This is a genomic window from Bradyrhizobium sp. USDA 372, assembly GCF_053629095.1.
The window spans coordinates 5,833,026-5,849,764 of sequence record NZ_JBRJHR010000001.1; the positions used below are offsets into that span (position 1 = coordinate 5,833,026).

The 16,739-nt window shown below is 64.8% G+C and carries 16 protein-coding genes and 1 pseudogene; 7 read left to right on the plus strand and 10 right to left on the minus strand.

Going from position 1 to position 16,739, the window contains the following annotated elements; genetic code table 11:
• Positions 1-9: 9 nt before the first annotated feature.
• Both AB7M16_RS27270 and purE read right to left on the minus strand, forming a co-directional pair.
• Complete coding sequence (locus tag AB7M16_RS27270; RefSeq protein WP_453945591.1) at positions 10-1,116, minus strand: 5-(carboxyamino)imidazole ribonucleotide synthase; 1,107 nt, start codon at positions 1,114-1,116, stop codon at positions 10-12.
• On the minus strand, positions 1,113-1,601 hold the full coding sequence (gene purE, locus AB7M16_RS27275; protein WP_172784744.1) for a 5-(carboxyamino)imidazole ribonucleotide mutase: 489 nt from the start codon (positions 1,599-1,601) through the stop codon (positions 1,113-1,115). The genes AB7M16_RS27270 and purE overlap by 4 nt, the downstream gene beginning before the upstream one ends.
• A 142-nt stretch (positions 1,602-1,743) precedes the next feature.
• Between purE and AB7M16_RS27280 the strand changes: the two genes are divergently transcribed.
• Positions 1,744-2,454, plus strand: coding sequence for a GGDEF domain-containing protein (locus AB7M16_RS27280; protein ID WP_212254285.1), 711 nt, complete (start codon positions 1,744-1,746; stop codon positions 2,452-2,454).
• On the opposite strand, the gene AB7M16_RS27285 is transcribed toward AB7M16_RS27280, so the two are convergent.
• The 3 genes from AB7M16_RS27285 to AB7M16_RS27295 form a co-directional block, all read right to left on the minus strand.
• Positions 2,451-2,702: a hypothetical protein gene (locus AB7M16_RS27285; RefSeq protein ID WP_453945592.1), complete on the minus strand. Its 252-nt coding sequence runs from the start codon at positions 2,700-2,702 to the stop codon at positions 2,451-2,453. The two genes, AB7M16_RS27280 and AB7M16_RS27285, sit on opposite strands and share 4 nt — an antisense overlap.
• A 97-nt stretch (positions 2,703-2,799) precedes the next feature.
• On the minus strand, positions 2,800-3,018 hold the full coding sequence (locus tag AB7M16_RS27290) for a hypothetical protein (protein ID WP_007596256.1): 219 nt from the start codon (positions 3,016-3,018) through the stop codon (positions 2,800-2,802).
• A gap of 129 nt (positions 3,019-3,147) precedes the next feature.
• Positions 3,148-3,354, minus strand: coding sequence for a YdcH family protein (locus tag AB7M16_RS27295; protein ID WP_008546179.1), 207 nt, complete (start codon positions 3,352-3,354; stop codon positions 3,148-3,150).
• 329 nt (positions 3,355-3,683) lie between these two features.
• Between AB7M16_RS27295 and AB7M16_RS27300 the strand changes: the two genes are divergently transcribed.
• Positions 3,684-3,863, plus strand: a complete 180-nt coding sequence (locus AB7M16_RS27300) for a YdcH family protein (RefSeq protein WP_025034152.1) — start codon at positions 3,684-3,686, stop codon at positions 3,861-3,863.
• Positions 3,864-4,008: 145 nt separating this feature from the next.
• On the opposite strand, the gene AB7M16_RS27305 is transcribed toward AB7M16_RS27300, so the two are convergent.
• Entirely contained in the window at positions 4,009-5,133 is a 1,125-nt protein-coding gene (locus tag AB7M16_RS27305) for an NAD(P)/FAD-dependent oxidoreductase (protein ID WP_453945593.1), read from the minus strand.
• A 202-nt stretch (positions 5,134-5,335) separates the two neighbouring features.
• Here AB7M16_RS27305 and AB7M16_RS27310 point away from each other — a divergent pair, with 202 nt between their 5' ends.
• The 5 genes and pseudogenes from AB7M16_RS27310 to AB7M16_RS27330 all read left to right on the plus strand — a co-directional run bounded on the left by AB7M16_RS27310 (position 5,336) and on the right by AB7M16_RS27330 (position 12,489).
• Positions 5,336-8,023 carry an EAL domain-containing protein gene (locus tag AB7M16_RS27310; RefSeq protein ID WP_260382149.1) on the plus strand — a complete coding sequence of 896 codons (2,688 nt, stop codon included), beginning with the start codon at positions 5,336-5,338 and terminating at the stop codon, positions 8,021-8,023.
• Positions 8,024-8,056: 33 nt separating this feature from the next.
• Positions 8,057-9,535: a glycerol-3-phosphate dehydrogenase gene (locus AB7M16_RS27315; RefSeq protein WP_453945594.1), complete on the plus strand. Its 1,479-nt coding sequence runs from the start codon at positions 8,057-8,059 to the stop codon at positions 9,533-9,535.
• A gap of 52 nt (positions 9,536-9,587) precedes the next feature.
• Positions 9,588-10,760, plus strand: a complete 1,173-nt coding sequence (locus AB7M16_RS27320) for an ABC transporter ATP-binding protein (protein WP_453945596.1) — start codon at positions 9,588-9,590, stop codon at positions 10,758-10,760.
• Positions 10,757-11,672, plus strand: a pseudogene (locus AB7M16_RS27325) (ABC transporter permease). Before AB7M16_RS27320 ends, AB7M16_RS27325 begins: the two are co-directional and overlap by 4 nt.
• A gap of 4 nt (positions 11,673-11,676) precedes the next feature.
• The gene (locus tag AB7M16_RS27330) at positions 11,677-12,489 is read left to right on the plus strand and encodes an ABC transporter permease (protein WP_260382152.1); all 813 of its coding nucleotides are present in this window, start codon (positions 11,677-11,679) and stop codon (positions 12,487-12,489) included.
• Here AB7M16_RS27330 and AB7M16_RS27335 read toward each other — a convergent pair.
• The 4 genes from AB7M16_RS27335 to AB7M16_RS27350 form a co-directional block, all read right to left on the minus strand.
• Positions 12,428-13,414, minus strand: a complete 987-nt coding sequence (locus tag AB7M16_RS27335; RefSeq protein WP_453945597.1) for a hypothetical protein — start codon at positions 13,412-13,414, stop codon at positions 12,428-12,430. The two genes, AB7M16_RS27330 and AB7M16_RS27335, sit on opposite strands and share 62 nt — an antisense overlap.
• Positions 13,415-13,529: 115 nt before the next feature.
• A complete protein-coding gene (locus tag AB7M16_RS27340; RefSeq protein WP_172784734.1) occupies positions 13,530-14,381 on the minus strand; it encodes a carbohydrate ABC transporter permease in 852 nt (283 codons plus the stop codon).
• The gene (locus tag AB7M16_RS27345) at positions 14,378-15,250 is read right to left on the minus strand and encodes a carbohydrate ABC transporter permease (protein ID WP_172784733.1); all 873 of its coding nucleotides are present in this window, start codon (positions 15,248-15,250) and stop codon (positions 14,378-14,380) included. The genes AB7M16_RS27340 and AB7M16_RS27345 overlap by 4 nt, the downstream gene beginning before the upstream one ends.
• 97 nt (positions 15,251-15,347) lie before the next feature.
• Positions 15,348-16,733, minus strand: coding sequence for an ABC transporter substrate-binding protein (locus tag AB7M16_RS27350; protein ID WP_212254294.1), 1,386 nt, complete (start codon positions 16,731-16,733; stop codon positions 15,348-15,350).
• Positions 16,734-16,739 lie beyond the last annotated feature (6 nt).

Below are 16,739 nucleotides of genomic sequence, written 5' to 3' on the forward strand. Positions count from 1 at the left end.
GCGATCCCGTCACTCGTCCCGGGGCGGCCTGACTTCGGTGACGTGGCCCATCTTGCGGCCGGGGCGCGGCGTGCCCTTGCCGTAGATGTGCACGGTCGCGCCGGGCACGCTCAGCCACTTTTCGTAGTCGTTGATCTCGTCCCCGATCAGGTTGGTCATGGTGACGACGTCGCCGTGGCGCACCGGCTTGCCGAGCGGCCAGCCGGCGATGGCGCGGATGTGCTGCTCGAACTGCGAGATGGACGCGCCGTCGAGCGTCCAGTGTCCTGAATTGTGCACGCGCGGCGCGATCTCGTTGACCAGCACCTTCGGCCCGGTGCCGTTGGCGAGCACGAACATCTCGACCGCGAGCACGCCGACATAGTCGAGCGCGGTTGCGATCTTGCCGGCGATGCTGCGCGCCTCTTCGGCGAGCGCATCCGGGATCGGCGCGGGTGCACGCGATATTTTCAGGATGTGGTCGCGGTGCTCGTTCTCGGTGACGTCGAAGCACTCGACCTCGCCCGTGGCCGCGCGCGCGGCGATCACGGAGATCTCGCGCTCGTAGGGCACGAAGGCCTCCAGGATCGCCGATTTGGTGGCGAGGCTGGTCCACACTTTCGCGATGTCGTCGCCCTCGCGGATGATGGCCTGGCCCTTGCCGTCATAGCCGAAGCGGCGGGTTTTCAGCACCGCCGGAAGGCCGATCCTGGCGATCGCCTCGCGCAGCGAGGAGACGGAGGTGACGTCGGCATAGGCGGCAGTGCCGATGCCGAGCCGCGTCACGAAATCCTTCTCGGCGAGCCGGTCCTGGGTGGTCTCGAGGATCTTGCGATTGGGCAGCACCGGGCGGCGCGCGTCCAGCACCAGCGCGGCTGCCGCCGGCACGTTCTCGAATTCATAGGTGATGACGTCGACATCGTGCGCGAACAACTCGAGCGCCTCGACGTCGGCATATTCGGCGCAGGTCGCGTTCAGCACGACGTCGAAGGCCGGCGAATCCGGATCGGGCGAGAACACCTGGCAGCGCAGGCCGAGCCGCGCCGCGGCCATGGCCAGCATCCGGCCCAATTGTCCGCCGCCGAGGATTCCGATGGTGTCACCGGGCTTCAGCTTCACGTGCCTGGTGTCCGTCACGCCTGGTCCTCCGGGCGCTCGGCGACCGCCTCGGTCTGCGCCTTGCGCCAGGCGGCGAGGCGATCCGACAGGGCCGGGTCCGACAACGCCAGCACGGCGGCCGCCAGCAGCGCGGCATTGATCGCGCCGGCCTTGCCGATGGCGAGGGTGCCGACCGGGATGCCCGCGGGCATCTGGACGATCGAATAGAGCGAATCGACGCCCTTGAGCGTCCTGGATTCGACGGGAACGCCGAACACCGGGAGTTCCGTCAGCGCTGCCGCCATGCCGGGCAGATGTGCCGCGCCACCGGCCCCGGCGATGATGACTTTGTAACCCGCGGCCTTGGCGCCCTTGGCGAAAGCGAACAACCGGTCGGGTGTGCGGTGGGCCGAGACGATGCGGCTGTCGGCAGCAATGCCGAGCGCGTCAAGCGTGTCGGCGGCGTGCCGCATCGTGTCCCAGTCCGACTGGCTGCCCATGATGATGGCGATTGGCGCGGTCATGACGTCAATTGTGCCCAGAAAAACAGAAAGATAGGCCAGATTAACGTTTCCGGCCGGCGGCTCGCAAGGCGGTGGCAAGGAGAAGGGAATCCACTATCCTGTCTTGGTGAATCCCCGCAAGCCTTCATTGAGCAGGATGCCCATGAAGAAACCAAAAAGGGCGAGCTCTGCGAAGGCCGGAAAGGGCCGGACCATCAGCGCCGGCCGATCCAAAGCCGCTTCGAGCCGCGCGGCCAAACCGGCCTTGCGCGGAGCGCCTGCTGCCGACGACAGCAAGGCGGCCATTCGCGGCCTCAGGAGCAAGCTGAAGGCAGCCCTGCTGCGGATCTCGGAACTCGAGGCGGCCGCCGACACCGATTTCCTGCTCGATATCCCCAACCGGCGCGGTTTCGAGCGCGAGCTCGCGCGCGCCATCGCCTATATGAAGCGCTACCGCGCCAGCGGGGCGCTGATCGTGCTCGACGTCGATCGGCTGAAGCCGATCAATGATTCCTTCGGTCATGCCGCCGGCGATGAGGTGCTCAAGGCGATTGTCGCCACGCTGACGCGACAGGTCCGCGCCTCCGACGTGGTCGGCCGCCTCGGCGGCGACGAGTTCGCGCTGCTGCTCTGGAATCTCAGCGAGACCGATGCCAAGGCGAAGGCCGCCGCCCTGGAGCAGGCGATCGACGAATTGTCCTTCGTCTTTCGCGGCCAGCACGTGACCGCGGGCGCCTCGGCGGGCGTCGCCCTGCTCGGTCCGCAGTCCGCGGCAGCTCGCGCCCTGGAGGAGGCGGATGCCGCCATGTATGTGCGCAAGGCGCACCGCCGGCACGAAGCGGCGGATCAGGCTCCGCAGCGAGCGCTAGTCTAGAGGGTTGCAAGATCTTCCGGCACGTTGCCGAATTTGCGCAGCAGCGTCGCATCCCCGAACTCGCCGGTCAAGGGATCGCCGCTGCGGCTGAATGCGACCGCGCCGATATGGCCGGCGCCGCGCGCCAGAATCTCTGCGCGTCGCAGCGCCGCCGTCGAGGACTGACACTCCTCTGCCGCGCCTGCGACGGGGGATCCGTCATCATCGATCAAAAAGGGCATTGCAACGTAATAGGTGACATCCGACATGGCGTTGCTCCGATGGAGCATGATCCGGAAAAGTGTCAAGCGGTTTTCCGACAAGATCATGCTTAAAACAAAGCGCGGTCTCTTCGCGCTTTGAAAATCAGGCGGCGCTGCTCTTGCTCCGCATCTTGCTGCGCGAAGTCTCCGGAATGCAGCCCGCGGAAATTGCCGCCTGCAATTCCTCCAGCTCGGCTTCCAGATATTCGTTGGCCATGATCAGCGCCTTGATGGTGCTGCGCAGATTGCCGTCGCACATCGCGATCGCCTGATCGCAGGCCTGTTCATAATGGCTGTTGTCGAGAAGGGCGGTCGCCGACATCTGCGTTGTCCTCGTGTGTTGTCTTGAGCGTTCTCTGAGGTGGTGGGGCGCCCGCGAATGTTCCTATTTTGTTCTTATTGAGTCAAGCGGATTCGGAAGCGGCGGGCGCCGCGCGAGACCGGCCCAGGCTCAGGCGATGATGTCGGGCGTAATCTGGTCTTCGATGAAAGCGATGCGGTCGCGCAACAACAGCTTGCGCTTTTTCAGGCGCTGTAACCGCAACAGGTCGGGGGCGGGCGATTGATGCAACGCATCGATCGCCGCATCGAGATCTCGGTGTTCCTGCTGCAACCGGGTGAGCTCGGCTTCGAGCTCACGCTCATCTTCATTGGTCATGTCTGCGGTGGCCGAAAACCGATAGGCGTGAGATCTGGGCTGTGGATGCCCTGTGGAAATTATCGTCCTTGCGCCGCGTGATCGCAAGCGATCTGCGATCCCTCGTCGCCGATCTCCCGCAAGATATTTCTGCGAGGAGCTGCGGCGTGGCGCCGGCGCATTGATATCATGGATTTTTCCGGCGTGGTTCCCCTAGTCACGCTTCGTTACATATGAACTTTCAAAAATGACGCGGCGACGACGGTTACCCATCGACAGGACGAATCGGTGATGTAGACTTAGGCGTCCGGATCGAATCCTGAGGTTCAACCCTACCGAGGAGGTTTCGAATGACAATTCAGGCACATCTCGTTGAATTGGAACGGAAGCACAAACTTCTCGAAAACGAATTGCACGAAGCTCTCGTGCACCTTTCAACAGACGACCTGCAAATTGTTGAGTTGAAGCGCCGGAAGTTGATGGTCAAGGACCAGATCGAGCGTCTGAAGCAAGGCGACACGCTCCACTAGTAACCCCCGTGACAGTGTAGAGTTGATCACATCCTTCACGCAGGGATGAGAGCATTCGTGCTCATCCCTGCTGCAAGGTGTGCACCGTGCAACAGGTTTGCGCGGCGCTCACTCTTGTTTGGACGCGTGGTCTCGATACCAACACTTATCCGCTTCTCGAAGCGCTCTCGATGTCTGCGAGCTCGGCGACGTGATCGGCGATCGCGAGCGAGGACGTCAATCCCGGCGATTCGATGCCGAACAGATTGATCAGGCCTGCAACGCCGTGATCGCGCGGGCCCTGCATCAAGAAATCCTGCGTGGCCACGGCCGGGGGCACGATCTTCGGGCGGATGCCGGAATAGCTCGGCATCAGCGCGCCGTCAGGCAGCGTCGGCCAGTATTTGCGGATCGCGGGATAGAACCGCTCGGCGCGTGAGGGGTCGACCTCGTAATCGATCGTCTCGATCCATTCGACGTCAGGCCCGAAGCGCGCCTGTCCTGCCATGTCCAGCGTCAGGTGCACCCCCAATCCGCCGGGCTCGGGCACCGGATAGATCAGGCGCGAGAACGGCGCCTTGGCGTTGCAGCTGAAATAGTTTCCCTTGGCGAGATAGGTCGCTGGAATCCGGTCCAGCGGCATGCCGTCGATGCTGCGCGCCACATGCGTCGCCGACAGCCCCGCGGCGTTGACGAGGAGGCTGCATTGCAGCGTCATCGGTGCCTCGCCGCCGGCATCGATCTCGATAAATCCGGCCGCCGCCCTGGCACGGATCAGCGGAGTGTGAAACGCGAAAGCCGCGCCGGCGTCCTCGGCTTCGCCGCGCAGCGAGAGCATGTAGGCGTGGCTGTCGATGATGCCCGTCGACGGTGACAGCAGCGCGGCGTCACAGGCGAGCGCCGGCTCCAGCGCGCGTGCGACCTCGCCCGAGAGCAGCTGCATGTCGAGCACGCCGTTGGCCTCGGCATGCGCCTTGATCGATTGCAGCTTCTCGGTCTCTTTCGGGCTGGTCGCGACGATCAGCTTGCCGCAATTCTTGTGCGGGATGCCGCGCTCGTCGCAGTAGCGGTAGAGCGCGTGCTTGCCGGCCACGCACATGCGCGCCATCCAGCTCCCGGCGCGGTAATAGATGCCGGCATGGATCACCTCGCTGTTGCGCGAGGAGGTGACGGTGCCGATCGCCTCGGCTTCCTCGAGCACGATCACCTCGCGCCCGGCCTGGGCGAGCTTTCGGGCCACCGCGAGACCGATCACGCCGGCTCCGATGACGACGCAGTCGACCCTATCCATGGTTGTGCAGGATACCAGTTGGAAGCACCGGTGGCGTATGGCCCGGGCAGGGGCGCGCAGGCGGGGCTTCCGTTAAGAAGGCGTTTATCATGTCAGGGCAATTGCCGTATTTCACGTGACATTATTCTGTTGTTCCCTCAGGCGTTTACCCGATCCAAACCCGCGAGGCCAGACAATCCGACGTTGAAATCGCGGGTGGCTGATGGCTGAGAAGAACTGGCACGTGGGCAGCACGCTTTCGATTGCTGTGCAGGCCCTCCTATGCCTGGCCGGCACGGGCGCGCCTGCGCGCGCCTTTGCGGCATCGGACAGCCTTGCCGTGGCGGCAGATCTCACCGGGCTTGATCCGGGCGTGATCTGGGAAGCCCTGATCGCCGGCATCGTGGTCTGCGCGTTCCTCGCCGCGATCGGGCTGTGGATCCATTCCTCATTGCGCCGGTCCAGGCGTTTGCAGCTGCGGCGCAACGCCTTCATCTCCTCCGCCATGAACAATCTCAACCAGGGCGTGGTGATGACGGATGCGCAGCGCCGCATCATCTTCTGCAACGACCGCTATCTCGAGATCTATGGCCTGACGCGGTCGGAAGTCCGGCCTGGCATGAATGGCCACGACCTTCTCGAGCTTCGTCGCAGGCGCGGGGTGCTGAATGCCGCCTCCGACGCCGAGTTCTACGACAAGGCATCGAGCGTCAACGGCCTGATCACGGAGCTGCCCGACGGACGGGCCATCCTGGTGAAATATTTCGTGCTGCCGAACGGTGGCTCGGTGGCGACCCATCTCGACGTCAGCGAGGAGCGCAGGCTGTCGCGGCAGCTCGCCTCCACCAAGCAGTTCCTGGAGACGGTGCTGGACCATGTGCCGGCCTGCGTGGCGGCCAAGAACATCGAGGACGGCTGCTACATCTTCGCCAACAGCGCCTATGAGAAGTTCTGGGGATTGTCGCGGGACTTCGCCGTCGGCAGGAATGCGCGGGAGCTGTTTGCATCGGCCTCGGCCGCGAGCATCGAGGCGGCCGACGAGGCGGCACTCAATTCGCCGGATGGCCAGTACCGCAACGAGTTCGACGTGGATCGTGCCGGTGCGCAGCGCACGGTCGCCTCGATCCGGATCGTGGTCCGCAACGAGAGCAATAAGCCCGAATTTCTGCTCATCGTGTTCGAGGACATCACTGACCGCCGCTCGCTGTCGGAGGAGCTGGAGAGCACCAAGAAGTTCCTCGAGCTCGTGGTCGACAACATCCCGGTTGCGCTGATCGTGGAACAGGTCAAGGACGGCCGCTATCTTCTCGCCAACCGCAGCGCCGAGACGATCCTCAACCGCAGCCGCGAAGAAGCCACCGGCCTGACCGCGACCGACATCTTCAACGCCAAGGAAGCCAAGCTGATCGTCGCGCGCGACGAGGCCGCGATCAAGAAACGCGGGATGATCACCGAGGAGCATCCGATCTCGACCAAGGACGGCCTGCGGCTGTTCCTCACCCGCCGCGCCACCGTGCTGAGCGAGGCCGGCGAGCCGCAATATCTGATCAAGACCCACGAGGACGTCACCGATCGCCGGCAGACCGAGTCGCGCATGGCGCACATGGCCTATCACGACGGCCTCACCGATCTGCCGAACCGCGCCGCCTTCCTGCAGGCGCTGACCCAGATGATCGAGGCCTGCGAGGGCACCGGCGAGGAGTTCGCCGTGCTCTGCGTCGACCTCGACGGCCTCAAGGAGGTCAACGACGTCTTCGGCCATGCGCTCGGCGACAAGCTCCTGATCGAGGTCGCCCATCGGCTCCAGGATTCCGCGCGCGGCGGCGTGGTGGCGCGCCTGTCCGGGGACGAGTTCGGGCTGATCATCGACGGCAAGCAGCCCGAGGCCGGCCTCGCGCTGGCGCAGCAGATCGCCGAAGCCGTCGCGAAGGATTTTCAGATCGACGGCCGTCCGGTCCGCGCCGGCATCACCACGGGCATGTCGGTGTTCCCCCACAATGGCACCGATGGCGCCTCGCTGCTCGCCAATGCCGGTGCCACGCTGTTCCGCGCCAAGCAGAAGTCGCGCGGCACGATCAGCCTCTACCAGCCCGAGATGGACCAGCAGATTCGCGACCGCCGCGTGCTGCACCAGGACCTGTCCATGGCGGTCAAGAACGGCGAGCTCGCGCTCGCCTTCCAGCCGCAGGGGGCCGCGGGCCACAGCGTCGCCGAGAGCGAGATCATCGGCTTCGAGGCGCTGGCGCGCTGGCAGCATCCGGTGCGCGGCCAGGTTTCGCCGGCCGAGTTCATTCCCATCGCCGAGGAGAGCGGCCTCATCGTCGAGATGGGCGAGTGGATCCTGCGCGAGGCCTGCCGCGAGGCGGCGTCGTGGCCGAAGCCGCTGCAGGTCGCGGTCAATCTGTCCCCGGCGCAGTTCATGCACGGCGACGTGGTCGGCCTCGTCCATTCGATCCTGCTCGAGACGGGCCTTGCACCCGGCCGGCTCGAGCTCGAGATCACCGAGGGTGTTCTGATCGAGGATTTCGACCGCGGTCTCGCGCTGCTGCGCCGGCTGAAGGCGCTCGGCGTGCGCATCTCCATGGACGATTTCGGCAGCGGCTATTCCTCGCTGAGCTATCTCCAGGCGTTTCCGTTCGACAAGATCAAGATCGACCGCGCCTTCATCATCAATCTCGGCCGCAACCCGCAATCGGCGGCGATCGTGCGCGCTGTCATCGACCTCGGCCACGGCCTCGAAATGTCGATCATCGCCGAGGGCGTCGAGACGGTCGACCAGCTCGCCTTCCTCGCCAAGGAGGGCTGCGACGGCGTGCAGGGCTACCTGCTCGGCAAGCCCTTGCCGATCGGCAAATATGCCGGCCTCGTCGGCCGCGACGAAGCCATGGAGCTTGCGCTGAAGACCGGTTAGTGATGGGAGCGTTCGCTCCCATTCGACGGCTTCATGGCGGATTACGATCTCGCGATCATCGGCGGCGGCCTGAACGGCGTCAGCCTCGCCCGCGATGCGGCGGGCCGCGGCCTGCGGGTAATCCTGTTCGAGCAAGGCGATCTCGGCGGCGCGGCGTCGTCGGCCACACCGCGGCTGATCCACGGCGATCTCTCAGTGCTGGAGCGCCGCGGCTTCTGGCGGGTGCGCCGGGCTCTGGCCGAGCGCCGGATCTGGCTCCGGATCGCGCCGCATCTGGTCCGGCCGATGCGTTTCGTGATTCCCGCGCATGTAGACGAGCGTCCACCCTGGTTGCTGCGGGCCGGCCTGTTTCTCTATGACGGCCTCGCCGGCCGGAGCGGCCTGCCCGCGTCGGCGACCCTCGACATCACCCATCACCCGGTCGGCAACGCGCTGAAGCGCCCGTTCGGCACGGCGTTCGAATATTCGGACTGCATCGTCGACGATTCGCGCCTTGTCGTGCTCACGGCGCTGGACGCCGCCGAGCGTAGTGCGGCGATCCGGACCGGCGCACGCTGCGTGCGTGCCGACCGAACCGACATCTGGCGGCTCGCCGTGGTCGATCGCGGCCACCGCCGCTCCATCACAGCCAGGGCGCTGGCCAATACCAGTGGCGGCTGGACCTCGATCGTCGCGGAGACAGTCCTGCGCCAGCCGCAGCCCGCCGTGGCGGCCATGCAGATGAGCCAGATCATCGTGCCCAGGCTGTTCGATTCTGACAATGTCTACGTGTTCCAGAACAGCGACGGCCGGCTGATCTTCGCAAGCCCGTTCGAGCGCGCGTTCACGCTGATCGGCACGGTCACGCATGATTTCACCGGCGACCCCGCCATCGTGGCGATGCGCGGTGCCGACGTCGATTATCTCTGCGAAGCGGCGAGCCGCTACTTTCGCGAGCGCATCGTCCCGACCGACGTGGTCCGGACCGTCTCGGGCGTCAATTTGAGGCCGGCGTCCGCGCGGCAACGCGAGGGTACGACCCTGTTCCATGCGCGTCGGCGCAAGGCGCCGCTGATCACGATGTTCGGCGGCGACGTCACCACCTCGCGCCGGCGCGCCGAGCGGGCGGTGACGAAGCTGACGCCGTTCTACCCGATGTCGCCGCCCTGGACCGCCGGCGCAGCGCTGCCCGGCGGAGATTTCGCCTGGGACCGTTTTGACACCGAGGTCGACCTCGCACGCGAGCGCTGGCGCTTCTTGTCGGAGCCGGAAGCCCAGCGCCTGGTTGCCGCCTATGGCTCGCGATTGTCGGCCATGCTCGGTGAAGCAAGGACACGCGAGGAGCTTGGCCGGGCCTTCGGACCCGAACTGACCGGCGCCGAGGTGCGCTATCTCATGAGCCGTGAATGGGCGCGCTTTCCGGATGACGTTCTGTGGCGCCGTTCCAAGCTCGGCCTGACCATGCCCGCCGCGGACCGTGAGGCGCTGGCGGTGTTCATGGCGGGCGAGAGCGTTTCATCCCGAACCGGTTGAGCTAAACACGATCGGCCGCTAGCGTGCGGCGGAATCGGGGTTGGCAGGGACCATGGCGGAAGAATTGCCCGAAACGAACGTTGCGGCTGAACCGGCTGGCGGAGAATCATTTCCGGCCGCAGGCCAGCCGCTGCTGCGCATCGACGGCGTTGCCAAGACCTTCGGCACATTCCGCGCCGTCGACGGGGTGTCGCTCGATATCAACGCCGGCGAGTTCTTCGCGCTGCTCGGCCCGAGCGGCTGCGGCAAGACCACGCTCTTGCGCATGCTCGCGGGCTTCGAGGCGCCGGACGAGGGGCGCATCCTCCTCGGCGGCAAGGATATCGCGCAGGCGCTGCCGCATGAGCGGCCGATCAACATGATGTTCCAGAATTATGCGCTGTTCCCACATCTGTCGGTGCGCGACAACATCGCCTTCGGCCTGAAGCGCGCCGGCATGCCGCGTGCCGAGATCGCGACGCGCGTGGCGGAGATGGTCGCGCTGGTCAAGCTCGAAGGGTTGGAAAAGCGCAAGCCGGACCAGCTGTCCGGCGGTCAGCGCCAGCGCGTGGCGCTGGCCCGCGCCCTGGCGCGCCGGCCACAACTGCTGCTGCTCGACGAGCCGCTCGCGGCCCTCGACAAGAAGCTGCGCGAGAGCACGCAAGCCGAGCTGATGGAGCTGCAGCGGCGGCTCGGCATGACCTTCATCATCGTCACCCACGACCAGGAGGAGGCGATGACGATGGCGAGCCGGATCGGTGTGATGAAATCAGGCAAGCTCGCCCAGGTCGCGAGCCCCCGCGAGCTCTACGAGGCGCCGCGTTCGCGCTGGATCGCCGAGTTCGTCGGCGACATCAATCTGTTCGACGGGGAGTCCAAGTTGCGCGACGGTCGTCGTCTGGTCATCGGCACGCGTGATGCGGGGGCGCTGGTGGTGGCCGAGCCGCGCGAAGCCGTCGGCACCGGAAAACTGGCGGTCGCGATCCGTCCCGAGAAGGTCAAGCTGTCGCGCCGCGCCCCGGTCAGCGAGGCCGGTCGTGAGACGGCGATCAACACTCTCGACGGCGTGATCGCCGACATCTGCTATCTCGGCGGCACCACCACCTACAAGGTGAAGCTCGACACTGGCGGAATGTTGCAGGCGTCGGTCGCCAACAGCGCGCGGCTCGACGTCGACGCCTACAGCCTGAACCAGCATGTCGTCGCCTGGTTCACGCCTGATGATTGCGTGGTGCTGCAATCATGAGCTCGCGCCGCATCTTCGCAAGGCGCGGCGCGCTTCGCCGCGATCGCGCCCTATGTCTGGATGGTGCTGTTCTTCCTGGTGCCGTTCGCCTTCGTGCTCAAGATCAGCCTGTCGCAGACCGCGATCGCGCAGCCGCCTTACGAGCCGGTGTTCGACCTGACGGCGGGATGGGACGCTCTCAAGGCGGCGTTCGCAGCGCTCTCGGTCGACAATTTCAAGCTGCTCGGCTCCGACGACATCTACGTCTTCGCCTATGTGCGCAGCCTCACCATCGCCATCACCGCCACCGCGCTGCTGCTCCTGATCGGCTATCCCATCGCCTACGGCATGGCGCGGCTGCCGAAACGGTGGCAGGCGGTGGCGATGGTGCTGGTGATCGTGCCGTTCTGGACCTCGTTCCTGATCCGCATCTACGCCTGGATCAACATCCTCCAGCACGACGGCCTGCTGAACCAGGTCCTGCTCGCGCTGCATCTGGTCAGCCAGCCCGTGGTGTGGCTCTCCACCGACACCGCGATGTATATCGGCATCGTCTATTCCTATCTGCCGTTCATGATCCTGCCGCTCTATGCCACGCTCGCCAAGATGGAGCCGGCACTGGAGGAGGCGGCCTCCGATCTCGGCGCGCCGCCCTGGCAGGTGTTCTGGCTCGTCACCTTCCCGCTGTCGCTGCCCGGCGTCGGTGCCGGTGTGCTCTTGTGCTTCATCCCGATCGTCGGCGAGTTCGTGATTCCCGATCTTCTCGCCGGATCCAATTCGCTGATGATCGGCCAAACCCTGTGGCTCGAATTCTTCACCAACAAGGACTGGCCGGTCGCCTCCGCTGCTGCGATCGTGCTGCTGTTCGTGCTGCTGCTGCCGCTTTTGCTGTACGAGCGGCTGCAGAAGCGGCAGCTGGAACAGGGGCGTTGAGACGATGCGCAAGGTCGCCCGCCTGTCCCGCTTCAACATCGCCTCGCTGGCACTCGGGCTGGCCTTCCTCTATCTGCCGATCCTCATCCTCGTTCTGTACTCCTTCAACGCCTCGCGCCTGGTGACGGTGTGGGGCGGCTGGTCGCTGCGCTGGTATCACGAGTTCTTCAACGATCGCGCCATGATCGAGGCGGCCTGGATGAGCCTGCGGGTTGCGGTCGCCTCCGCGACCATCGCGACACTGCTCGGCACGCTGGCGGCGGTGGCGCTGTCGCGCGGGGAGAGGTTCCGCGGCCGCACCCTGTTCTCCGGCATGCTCTATGCCCCGCTGGTGATGCCGGAAGTGATCACCGGATTGTCGCTGCTCTTGCTGTTCGTCGCGCTGAACGCCGAGCGCGGCTTCTGGACGGTGACGATCGCCCATACCACGCTGACCATGTGCTTCGTCGCGGTGGTCGTGCAGTCGCGCCTCGGATCGCTCGATCGCTCGCTGGAGGAGGCGGCGATGGATCTCGGCTGCGACCCGGTGCGCGCGTTCGTCGCCGTGACACTGCCGCTGATCGCGCCGGCGATCGTCGCCGGCTGGATGCTGGCGTTCACGCTGTCGCTCGACGACCTCGTGATCGCGAGCTTCACCACCGGCCCGGGCTCGGCGACGCTGCCGATCCGCATCTATTCGGAGGTGCGGCTCGGCGTGAAGCCCGAGATCAACGCGATCTGCACGCTGGTGATCGCCCTGATCGCGGTCGTCATCGTCATCGCCTCGCTCGCTTCGAAGCTGTCGAGCTCGCAGGGCGAGAGCGCGGCGCCGCTGTAGCCGGTCGTGCGGCGAACCGCGCGCGGGCCGCGTCCTGCATGGCCGCGCCGAGCTGGCGCAGCGCCAGCGCGTTGAGCGGAAACTCCAGCAGGATGTGAATGAGGCTGAGCGCCAGCAGGAAAGTGAACCCGAAAGCATAGTCGTAAAAATAGAGCGCGGTCGCCGCCGCGCTGGCCGCGGCCATTGCCGCGAGCCGTGCCTTCGGCACCTCGGCCCAGCGGATCACGTCGGCTTTGATGAACCAGTTGAGGTAGTGATAGGTGTAGACGAAGGCGAGCAGGCTGGTCAGCCTGGTGTCGAGGACGAGTCCCGGCACGCCGAACAGCCGGCCGAGCGCCGGGCCGACATTGCCGAAATAGTCCTGCCCGACCCGGGCAAAGCTTGCGAAGCGGATTTCGGCGGCGGGCGGCAGCAGCAGGATCGCGGCGATTGCGGCGAGATAGACCACCACCAGCGCGGCCTGCACGCGGCTGCCGGACCGGTAGGCGCCGAGCACCATGAAGATCAGCGTGAACAGCGAGACGTGGATCAGCGTCGGAATCAGGATGCCGATCACGGCGAGCGAGGAGCCGCTCGAATACATGATCGCGGACAGGGCAAGCGCCACCATGAACAGCAGCATGCTCTCGATCGCGGTGGCGGTCGCCGCCAGCATGGCGCAGACGACCAGCGCGGCCCACATCGCAAAACCGAACCACGAGGCGTTGTCGATCAGCGCCGCGACCACGGCGACGATGGCGAGGACCGCCGCAATGCCGCGATGGGGCAGGTAGTAGCTGCGGTCATGCAGCCACGAGATCTCGGTGAAATAGTGCGCCGGGCCGAGCACGACATAGGCCAGCAGCAACAGCTCGAACGGCACCAGATAGGCGGCCGCGAGCGCCAGCAGCATCAGGCCGAGATGGATCGCGTCGTTGCTTCGCATGATGCCGGGGCCCGCCTTTGGGAACCCGGAGGTTAGATGAGGCGTGGACAATCTTCAATTGCCCACGCCGTTGCTCGACCGCTTTGCTTGCGGCGACCCCTTGCGTCGTGTTGCGTCAGGACTTCACCGCGCCCGCCGTGAGCCCGCCCACCATGTAGCGGCGGAAGGCGTAATAGACCGCGGCCGGCGGCAGCGCGTAGATGAAGCCGGTGGTCATCAGCAGCTCCCACGGCGAGTCGTCGGCGGCGAGGAAGTTGCCGAGCGCGACGGGGAGGGTGATCTCGCGGTCGTTCGACAGCAGCAGGAACGCGTAGAGATATTCGTTCCAGGCCAGCAGCACCGCATAGGTGCCGATCGCGACCAGCGAGGGCATCATCAGCGGCACGTAGACCAGGCGGAAGATCTGCAGGGTGGTGGCGCCGTCCATCACCGCGGCCTCGTCCAGCTCCACCGGCAGCTTGTCGGAGGCCTGCTTGAGCACCCAGATGGCGTAGGGGCTCGCGATCGTCACCATGGCCAGGATCAGCGACCAGTGATTGTTGAGCAGACCGTAATTGCCCATGGTGCGATACATCGGCACCGCGAGGAACGCCGCCGGAATGAAATAGGTGAAGAGCGCGAGGTTCAGCACCGCGCGTCCGCCCGGCACCTTCAGCCGCGAGATCGAGAACGCGGCTGCGGTCGCGATGACCAGCGTCAGCGCGCCGACGGAAGCCGCGATCAGCGTCGAATTCCAGAACTGGACGTAGAAGTCGCGCAGGAAATAGTGCTGCTGCTTGAACACGATCTCGAAGTTGTGCAGCGTCGGATGGTCCGGCCACAGCTTGCCCGAGAACGCGTCCTCCTTCGGGGAGATCGCGAACAGGAACATGTGGTAGATCGGGATCATCGTCCACAGGAAGACGGGAATGCCGATCAGCAGCAGCCGCGCTTCCGTCGCGACGTCACGGAGGGAGGGAAGCTTCATCGCGACAACCGTTTCATCATGAAGTAAACGAGCGGCAGGACGAACGGCATCGCACAGACGATGGATGCCATCGCGAGCGAGAGCTGGTCGAGCCGGAGATAGCGGATACCGAGCGTCGCCAGCACGTGCGTGAGGTCGGCAGGTCCACCGCCGGTGAGCAGGTAGACGCTGTTGAAATCGCCCAGCGTCCAGATCATCGAGAGCAGCGTGCAGGTGACGTACAGCGTCTGCATCGACGGCCAGGTGATGTAGCGGAATTTCTGCCACCAGCTCGCGCCGTCGACCTCCGCGGCCTCGAACAGATCGTGCGGAATCGCGAGACGGCCGGTGATCAGGATCAGGGTCCAGAACGGCAGCGACTTCCAGATGTGAACGCCGATTGCCATGCTGAGCGCCACGGTCGGGTCATTCAGCCAGTTCGGGCCGTCATCGCCGGTAAACGAGAAGATGAGGTGGTTGATCACGCCCCATTCGGGATTGAGCATGAAGCGCACCGACAGGATGGTCGGGATCGACGGCACCGCCCAGGGCAGGATGAAGATCACCGAAAGCCATCTGATCCAGGGGCGCTGCTGCGCGAAGAAGCCGGACAGGAACAGCGCGATCAGCATCTTGATGTTGATGCCGATGACCAGGAAGATCAGCGTGTTGATTGCGGCGCGCGCGAAGATCGGGTCGTTGTATAGCGCAACGTAATTCGACGGCGCCCGCGCCAGCCAAAGCCCATAGCAAACGGGATAGACGACGAAGGCAAGGAAGACGAGCAGATAGGGCGCGAGCAGGATGATGCCCCAGACCTGCGCCGGGGTCAGCCGCGACGACAGGGGCGGGCCGGGGATTGCCTGATCGCCAGAGAGCGTGATCGCCATTCTTTCGAAACTCTTTGAAAGGACTTCCGGCCGCACGAGGCGGCCGGTGTTTGTCGTTTACCACTCCCTGCGAGCCACGGGGAGAGAGGGATGGACCTTAGCCCGCGACCTGCTTGATCCGGGCGATCAGCTCGTCCACGGCCTTGTCGACCGGAACCTTCTCGCTGACGACGCGGTTCATCGCCTTCGCCCACACGTTCTCGTTGTTGAGAATCGTGAACTTCCAGTTCTTGGTGAAGTCGAACGCTGCGGTGCCGCCCTTGAACTGGGCGTAGACGGCCTTGCGGTGCTTGTCAGCCTGCCAGAACGGGCTTTCCTGGCTTTCCTTCGTCACCGGGAACCAGCGGCCGAGCGCGCCCTCGATGTAGGGGCGGATGTTCTCTTCCTGCAGCAGGAAGCTGATGAACTGCTTGCCCTCGGTCTTGTTCTTGGCCGCGGTGAACATCAGTCCGGTCTTGACGTCGGAGCGGTAGCGGATGGTCGAACCGTCAGGCGCCTTCGGGAACGAGGCCGTGATGATGTCCTGTTCATAGGCCTTCTTGCCGGCCTCGCGCTGTTCCGGCGTGAGGTTCTGGTTCTGGGAATCCTCGAACCATTTCGCCGCGATCGAGATCGTGAAGTTATGGGTCATCACGATGGTCTTGTTGTGGAACGCGACGTTATTGTCGGGATCCTTCCAGGTGGTCGAGGACGGCGGGGTGCAGCCCTTGATGTAGGTGTCGGTGTAGTCCTTCATCGCAAGGATCAGGTTCTCGCGAACCTTGGGGTCGTCGACCAGGAGCTTGCCGTCGTCGTCGACCAGCTTGACGTGATAGGCGTCCATGAAGGTGTAGAACGACTGGAAGGCGTCGGTGGATTCCACGCCCATCGGCTGGCCGACGGCGTAGAGGCGCTGGCCGGTCGCCTTGCGGATCGCCGGCTGCACCTTGTCGCACCAGAAGGTCCAGTAGCCCGCCCAATCGTTCGGAATGTCGCTCAGCTTGAAGCCGGCCTTCTCCAGCAGGTCGTTCCAGATCTGAACGTGCATGCTCTGCTGCTTCAGCGGAAAGCCGTAATAGGCCTTCTTCTTGGTGACGTCGTTGTAGAGAATCGAGGCGTCGAGCGTGTTCTGCACGAACCGATCCTTGATCGGCTCCATGACGCCGGAGAGGTCCTCGAGCTTGCCCTCATAGGCCCACTTGCCCTGTACCTGCACGTCGTAGCTGTCGGAATAGGCGACGTCGGGCACGGTGCCTGCATCGAGCGCCGCGACGGTCTTCGGGATCATGTCCTGGATTGCGTACTGCGACAATTCGACCTTGATGCCGGTCTTGGCTTCGAACTTCTTGATCGTCTCGGCGAGCGCTTCGTCCTCAGACTTGTAAAAGCCCTTGACCCACCAAACCGTAATCGTCTTTTGCTGCGCAAAGGCGGGTGCGGTGGCGGCAAATAGCCCAGCCGCAGCGACCGCCAATGAAACTGCGCGAATAACCTTGGATTTCACGTTTTT

What these genes read in the sequence shown, in the direction of transcription:
- AB7M16_RS27300 (WP_025034152.1), top strand. Translation starts at nt 3,684, where the DNA reads ATGACAATTCAGGCACATCTCGTTGAATTGGAACGGAAGCACAAACTT.
- AB7M16_RS27345 (WP_172784733.1), bottom strand. Translation starts at nt 15,250, where the DNA reads ATGGCGATCACGCTCTCTGGCGATCAGGCAATCCCCGGCCCGCCCCTG.
- AB7M16_RS27280 (WP_212254285.1), top strand. Translation starts at nt 1,744, where the DNA reads ATGAAGAAACCAAAAAGGGCGAGCTCTGCGAAGGCCGGAAAGGGCCGG.
- AB7M16_RS27335 (WP_453945597.1), bottom strand. Translation starts at nt 13,414, where the DNA reads ATGCGAAGCAACGACGCGATCCATCTCGGCCTGATGCTGCTGGCGCTC.
- AB7M16_RS27295 (WP_008546179.1), bottom strand. Translation starts at nt 3,354, where the DNA reads ATGACCAATGAAGATGAGCGTGAGCTCGAAGCCGAGCTCACCCGGTTG.
- AB7M16_RS27320 (WP_453945596.1), top strand. Translation starts at nt 9,588, where the DNA reads ATGGCGGAAGAATTGCCCGAAACGAACGTTGCGGCTGAACCGGCTGGC.
- AB7M16_RS27330 (WP_260382152.1), top strand. Translation starts at nt 11,677, where the DNA reads ATGCGCAAGGTCGCCCGCCTGTCCCGCTTCAACATCGCCTCGCTGGCA.
- AB7M16_RS27285 (WP_453945592.1), bottom strand. Translation starts at nt 2,702, where the DNA reads ATGTCGGATGTCACCTATTACGTTGCAATGCCCTTTTTGATCGATGAT.
- AB7M16_RS27315 (WP_453945594.1), top strand. Translation starts at nt 8,057, where the DNA reads ATGGCGGATTACGATCTCGCGATCATCGGCGGCGGCCTGAACGGCGTC.
- purE (WP_172784744.1), bottom strand. Translation starts at nt 1,601, where the DNA reads ATGACCGCGCCAATCGCCATCATCATGGGCAGCCAGTCGGACTGGGAC.
- AB7M16_RS27290 (WP_007596256.1), bottom strand. Translation starts at nt 3,018, where the DNA reads ATGTCGGCGACCGCCCTTCTCGACAACAGCCATTATGAACAGGCCTGC.
- AB7M16_RS27305 (WP_453945593.1), bottom strand. Translation starts at nt 5,133, where the DNA reads ATGGATAGGGTCGACTGCGTCGTCATCGGAGCCGGCGTGATCGGTCTC.
- AB7M16_RS27340 (WP_172784734.1), bottom strand. Translation starts at nt 14,381, where the DNA reads ATGAAGCTTCCCTCCCTCCGTGACGTCGCGACGGAAGCGCGGCTGCTG.
- AB7M16_RS27310 (WP_260382149.1), top strand. Translation starts at nt 5,336, where the DNA reads ATGGCTGAGAAGAACTGGCACGTGGGCAGCACGCTTTCGATTGCTGTG.